At 63.9% G+C, this 5,671-nt stretch carries 5 protein-coding genes and 2 pseudogenes; 6 read left to right on the forward strand and 1 reads right to left on the reverse strand.

Annotated elements, in window-relative coordinates; genetic code table 11:
• Positions 1-109: 109 nt before the first annotated feature.
• Positions 110-1,054 carry an LLM class flavin-dependent oxidoreductase gene (locus tag EOA86_RS19250; RefSeq protein WP_128343131.1) on the forward strand — a complete coding sequence of 315 codons (945 nt, stop codon included), beginning with the start codon at positions 110-112 and terminating at the stop codon, positions 1,052-1,054.
• A gap of 56 nt (positions 1,055-1,110) precedes the next feature.
• On the opposite strand, the gene EOA86_RS19260 is transcribed toward EOA86_RS19250, so the two are convergent.
• A complete protein-coding gene (locus EOA86_RS19260) occupies positions 1,111-1,746 on the reverse strand; it encodes an iron chelate uptake ABC transporter family permease subunit (RefSeq protein ID WP_245497316.1) in 636 nt (211 codons plus the stop codon).
• Between the two features lie 231 nt (positions 1,747-1,977).
• On the opposite strand from EOA86_RS19260, the gene EOA86_RS19265 reads away from it, so the two are divergent.
• The 5 genes and pseudogenes from EOA86_RS19265 to tolB form a co-directional block, all read left to right on the forward strand.
• Positions 1,978-2,769 carry an ATP-binding cassette domain-containing protein gene (locus EOA86_RS19265; protein WP_164891833.1) on the forward strand — a complete coding sequence of 264 codons (792 nt, stop codon included), beginning with the start codon at positions 1,978-1,980 and terminating at the stop codon, positions 2,767-2,769.
• Between the two features lie 28 nt (positions 2,770-2,797).
• Positions 2,798-3,730: a tonB-system energizer ExbB gene (gene exbB, locus EOA86_RS19270; protein ID WP_128343130.1), complete on the forward strand. Its 933-nt coding sequence runs from the start codon at positions 2,798-2,800 to the stop codon at positions 3,728-3,730.
• A 44-nt stretch (positions 3,731-3,774) separates the two neighbouring features.
• A pseudogene (gene tolR, locus EOA86_RS19275) lies at positions 3,775-4,171 on the forward strand (protein TolR); the annotation flags it as partial.
• A gap of 7 nt (positions 4,172-4,178) precedes the next feature.
• The gene (locus EOA86_RS19280) at positions 4,179-5,336 is read left to right on the forward strand and encodes an energy transducer TonB (RefSeq protein ID WP_127212092.1); all 1,158 of its coding nucleotides are present in this window, start codon (positions 4,179-4,181) and stop codon (positions 5,334-5,336) included.
• Positions 5,337-5,376: 40 nt separating this feature from the next.
• A pseudogene (gene tolB / locus EOA86_RS19285) lies at positions 5,377-5,671 on the forward strand (Tol-Pal system protein TolB); the annotation flags it as partial.

The raw sequence follows: 5,671 nt of genomic DNA on the forward strand, positions 1-5,671 counted from the left end.
GAATAAATCAGGTAGCGACCTAGCGCTTTCAGAATACCGGAGTTGAATGAACCGAATTCAGGTGCGCTTTTGCGCGCCCAGTGATCCCAACGTGATGGAGGAGATGGCAATGCCGATCGAGTTCACGCATGTTCCCGGTAAAACTCACCCTGCCGATTCAACCGTGCCGTTTTTCTACGATTTCGCGGAAACCGCGACAAAGCTGTCGCTGATCGAGAACATCGGTTTCCAGAAGATCGTCGTCGACGATCCGGCCGGGCTGCTGACCAATATGGATATTGCCGCCCGGGCGCTGGACCGCACGTCCTCACTCGAGGTCGTTCTCACGCATTGGGCCGGTGTGATCGAGCCGACGGTGGCGGCACGGCAACTGGCGGCGCTCGACTCGAAAAGCGGCGCGCGGTTGTCGCTCAGGATGCTCAGCGAGCCGCTGAACGATGACGATGCCGAAACACGTCCGGTCGGTCATAAGCTCGTCTGGCAGCGGATCGACGAATATCTGGTGCTGCTGAAGCGGTTGTGGTCGAACAACAGGCCGTTCGATCATGAAGGCGCCTTCTACAGCGTCAAGGGCGGCTATGTGCCGCGCAAGGGGCCGACTGTCGCTGACGTGACCATCCGCATGGGCGGCCAGTCCGGAACGGCCCTCAAGGTCGCCGGGCGGCATGCCGATGTCTTCGAACTGGCGCCAGGTTCGCTCAACGAGATCCGCCAGCTGATGGAGCGGGTGCGCAGTGCCGCCGCCGAACACGGCCGGGCCGGCAAGCTGCGTTTCGCGCTTCCCGTCCTGATCCGTTCGGAGGACAACGCCTCCTGCCAAAAAGCCGTCGAAATTGCTGGGCCGCCGGCGCAGATCGCGTTGTCGCTGCTCCCTTATGCGGCCCTGGGAATCGAGGAATTCATGATCATCGGCATCGATCGGCCGCGCGAGATCGCAATGGCTGGCCGAGAAATGATAGCGCTGCTGCGCAACACTCTGGCGCGCCGCAAGGCCGATGTCCCTCAGCCCGGCACGTTTGCGCGTCGCGTGATCCGGGAAGCACGCGCCGGCTGAGCGTGGCTGGACTATGTGCCTTGTGGCCGCCAGCCCGAAGCACTTGGGGGTGCCGCTCATTGCCGGGCTTTCCACACCAGCACCATGAAATAAGGCCCTCCGACCAGAGCAGCCAGCAAACCCGCCGGAATCTGCCATGGGAAAATGAGCATCCGGCCGGCCCAGTCGGCCGAAACAAGGATCATGCCGCAAGGATCGCGGATGCGAAAAGCGGTGGCAAGGCACGTTGGAAGCCGAGCATGCGGGCCAGGTGCGGCGCCGTAGGAATCGAGCGCCGTGAACAGCGTGAAATTGCTCTCCTTGAGCTGCAGCCCGTCCTTGTAGAAGACGCCGCTGGAGTTCGAAATGCCGCGCAGGCCGTGGCCACGATTGTCGGTGCCGTAGAGATTGCCGCTTGCGCCTGGCGTATAACGCAGCGCGCTAGTCAGGCTATCCACCGCCTGCGCTTCCATCTGGTCTTTGGTGATGACCGCTATCGACTGCGGCGTCTCGATCAACGGTGTGTCGCTCTTGGTGGCAGTGGAGCCCTGGGTAGCGACATAGCCGTCGACCGTCCCAAAGGCGCTTTCGACGCGTTCCTGAATGCTGATCGGGTCGAGAGTGGTGGTCGCATCCTGCGCGACGGCGCGGCCGCCGCCAAGTAGCACCGGCAGCGACATCGCCGCGATCAGCAGGTTTCGGCGCGCAGTCACTTCATCTTGAGTTCTTCCGCGACCTGAACCAACGACCATCTCGGCGCGCTCCACATTTTCGAATTTCGACGCAAATCTGGGGCGTCACGCATTTTGTTGACTCAAAAAGCCATCATCATTGTTGACTATTAAACTCATGTTTCATAGTCAACCGGGCATCGGCGCCGAAAACCGGATTGCCGAAAGCCGGATTTCGAGATGCACTCACAAAGCTGGAGGGAGGCCGAGACCGTGGCAGGAACTCATGCCCAGACTGCCTTCTATGTCGAAGCGGTGCGGTTCGCTGTCGGCGAGCGGACGCTGCTCGGGCCGGTCACACTCGAACTGCAACGCTCGCGCGTCTACGGGCTGATCGGGCACAACGGCTACGGCAAGTCGACGCTGATCAAGCTTCTGGCTCGCCAGCAGCCGGCAAGCTCGGGCGGCATCACCTTCGCGCAGCGTCCGCTGGTGCAGTGGGGCGTGCGCGAACTCGCCCGTGCGCTCGCCTATCTGCCGCAGATGACGCCGGCGGCGACCGGCTTGACCGTGCGCGAACTGGCGACGCTCGGACGCTATCGCTGGCACGGCGCGCTCGGCCGCTTCGGGCACGAGGACAGGCGCCATGTCGACGAGGCGCTTGCCCTGACCGACATGGCGGATTTCACCGACCGGCCGGTGGACGAATTGTCCGGCGGCGAGCGCCAGCGCGCATGGCTGGCCATGCCGGTGGCGCAGAATGCCGGCGTCATGCTGCTCGACGAGCCGATCTCGGCGCTCGACATCGCCCATCAGGTCGAGGTGCTGGGGCTGGTCAGGGACCTCAGCCGCAAACGCGACCTGTGCGTCGTCGTCGTGCTGCACGATCCCAACATGGCGGCGCGCTACTGCGACGAATTGATCGCACTGAAGGACGGCAGGCTGCTGACGCGCGGCACGCCGGACCAGATCATGCAGGGCGACGTGCTCAAAGGAATTTTCGGTGTGGAGATGGGCGTGTTTGCACACCCCATCACCGGCCAGCCGATCGGCTATGTGCAATGAGGCCACTGTGAGAATAAGGAAGAAGTCCTTGTCCAGACATGGTTTGTTCGCGGCGGTGATCGCATTCGCCATCCTGTCGGCTGGCGGCACTGCCGCCCAGGAGCAACCGGCCGCCCCGGCGATCGAGGCGCCGGCTCCCGCGCCTGGGCAGGCTGCGCCAGGCGCGGCCGCGCCACCGGCGATGCAGCCCACCGTGACAACGCCCACCGAGACCACGCCTATCGAGACGGGGCCTTCGACGGCGACGTCTTTGACCTTACCGCATGATCTGTCGCCATGGGGCATGTTCATTGCGGCCGACATCGTCGTGAAAGCGGTGATGATCGGGCTGGCTTTTGCGTCCTTCGTCACCTGGACGATATGGCTGGCCAAATCGCTGGAGATCCTTGGCGGCAAGCTGCGCGCCCGCCGCGCGGCACAAGCGATCGGCAATGCCGCGACGCTGAACCAGGCGGGGCGCGCGCTTGGTCACAATGGCGGTCCCGGCGCCCTGCTGGTGCGGGCGGCAGAGGAAGAGACCGCGCTTTCGGCCGGCTCGCTCGACCATGTGTCCGGCGACGGATTGAAGGAGCGGGTCACCTCGCGCCTGTCGCGCATCGAGGCGGCGGCGGCGCGGCGCATGTCGCGCGGCACCGGCGTTTTGGCGACGATCGGCTCGACCGCGCCCTTCGTCGGCCTTTTCGGCACGGTCTGGGGCATCATGAACGCCTTCATCGGCATCTCGCAGGCGCAGACCACCAATCTCGCCGTCGTTGCGCCGGGCATTGCAGAAGCCCTGCTGGCCACCGCGATGGGCCTTGTCGCGGCGATCCCGGCGGTGGTCATCTACAACGTCTTTGCACGCTCGATAGCCGGCTATAGGCAGATCCTTGCCGATGCATCGGCAGGAGTCGAACGGCTGGTCAGCCGGGATCTGGATTTCCGCACGGTCGCGCCGGCAAAGCAGCTGGCCGCGGAATGAGCACGGAGCGACGCCATGGCAGCTAGAATTCGAGAGAACATCGACGGCGATCTCGCGGAAAACCACGAGATCAACGTCACGCCGTTCATCGACGTGATCCTGGTCCTGCTGATCATCTTCATGGTCGCCGCACCATTGCTGACGGTCGGGGTGCCGATCGACTTGCCGGACACGCAGGCCAAGGCGATGAATGTCGACACGCAGCCGATCACGGTCTCCATCAACTCCGCCGGCCAGATCTATCTCCAGGAGACCGAAATCCCGGTTGAGGAACTGGTGGCGAAGCTGCAGGCGATCTCGAAGACCGGCTATGACGAGCGCATCTTCATCCGCGGCGACAAGTCGACGGACTATGGCACCGCCATGAAGGTGATGGCCCGCATATCGGCCGCCGGATACAAGAATATCGGCCTGGTTTCATTGCAGGAACAGGATCAATAGACGCAAGATGAGGACCGGCCTCACCACATCGGTGATCTTGCATACGGTCGTGATCGGCTTCGGCCTGTTCACGCTGTCGGCGCCGGCTGCATTGCCGGCGTCCGATGCCGAGTCGCTGGCGGTCGAAATCGTGCCGATGGAAGCGATCGCGCAGATACAGCAGGGCGACAAGAAGGCTGCGGTGAGTGAAAAGCCGGCGCCATTGCCTACCCAGCGCCCGGACATCGTGGCCGACGCGCAGACGGTCGGTGAGAACAGCGTCGATACCGACAAGCCGCCGACGCCGGAACCCAAGCCCCAGCCGGTCGATATGGCTGAGGCGCCGCCGCCCGCGCCGACGCCGAAAGAGAAGCCGAAGCCCGAGGATGTGCCGAAGCCGAAGGAACAGCCCAAGCCTGTTCCGGCGACGGAGGTCGCACCGGTCCCGCAGCCGAAGGAAGAGGTCAAGCCCGAGCCTGTCAAGCAGGCGGAGCCTAAGCCAACACCGGCCAAGGAGCCGGCGCCGACGCCGCCGCAGGACAAGACCGCCGCCATCGACCCGCAGCCTGAGGTCAAGCCGGACGCCGTCGCCGAAGCAATAGCGAAAGAGCAGCCCACCGAGACGACGCAGCTTCCGGACTCTGCACCTGCGCCGCAGGCGCGGCCGAAGCCGCAGCCGGCCCAGGCCGAAAGCGCCAAGGCGCCGGAGCGCAAGAACGCCGACAAGCCGGTCAAGGAGGCCTCGTCCAAGCCGAAGTCGGAAGACAAGCAGTTCAACGCCGACGAGATTTCCGCGTTGCTCGACAAGCGGAAGCCGTCCGGCGGCGGCGCCAAGCGTTCAACCCAGCAGGCATCGCTCGGCGGGGACAAGAATCAGGGCCAGAAGCTTTCAAGGTCGGAGCAGGGGGCGTTGGAGGCTCAGCTTGGTGGTTGCTGGACCCTGCCGGTAGGGCTCGAGGGTTCCGAGAATTTCATCGTCGTGGTCCGGTTCAACCTCGATGCCTCCGGCAAGCTGGACGGACGGCCATCTGTCGAAAAGTCGAGCGGAAGCCGCCCGTTCGACGAAAGTGCCGTTCGCGCGGTTCAGAAATGCGATGTGGCCGGCCTGCAGGTTCCCGCAGGCAAACAAGACATCTGGGCCGACGTGCGGGTCACGTTCGATCCGAGGGAGATGCTGGGCCTATAGGTCTGGCGCCCGTAGAATCATTGAAGAGAAGCGAGAAGACATGAAATCCATCCTCAAGCCGCTCCTGATGATCGTAGCGATGGCGCTGGGCATGACTGCCGCCGCCACCTTGCCGGCGCGGGCGCTCGTTGAGCTCAACGTCAACAAAGGCAATGTCGAGCCGCTGCCAATCGCCATCACCGATTTCCAGGGCGGCGATGCGTTGGGCGCGGAGATTTCCGGCATCGTCAGCGCAGACCTGAAACGCTCCGGCCTGTTCGCGCCGATCGACAAGAGCGCCTTCATCGAAAAGATCTCCAATCCGGATGCCACGCCCCGCTTCGAGGACTGGAAGG

It is taken from the genome of Mesorhizobium sp. M5C.F.Ca.IN.020.32.2.1 (genome assembly GCF_004023105.1).
GTDB classification, from domain to species: Bacteria; Pseudomonadota; Alphaproteobacteria; order Rhizobiales; family Rhizobiaceae; genus Mesorhizobium; species Mesorhizobium wenxiniae.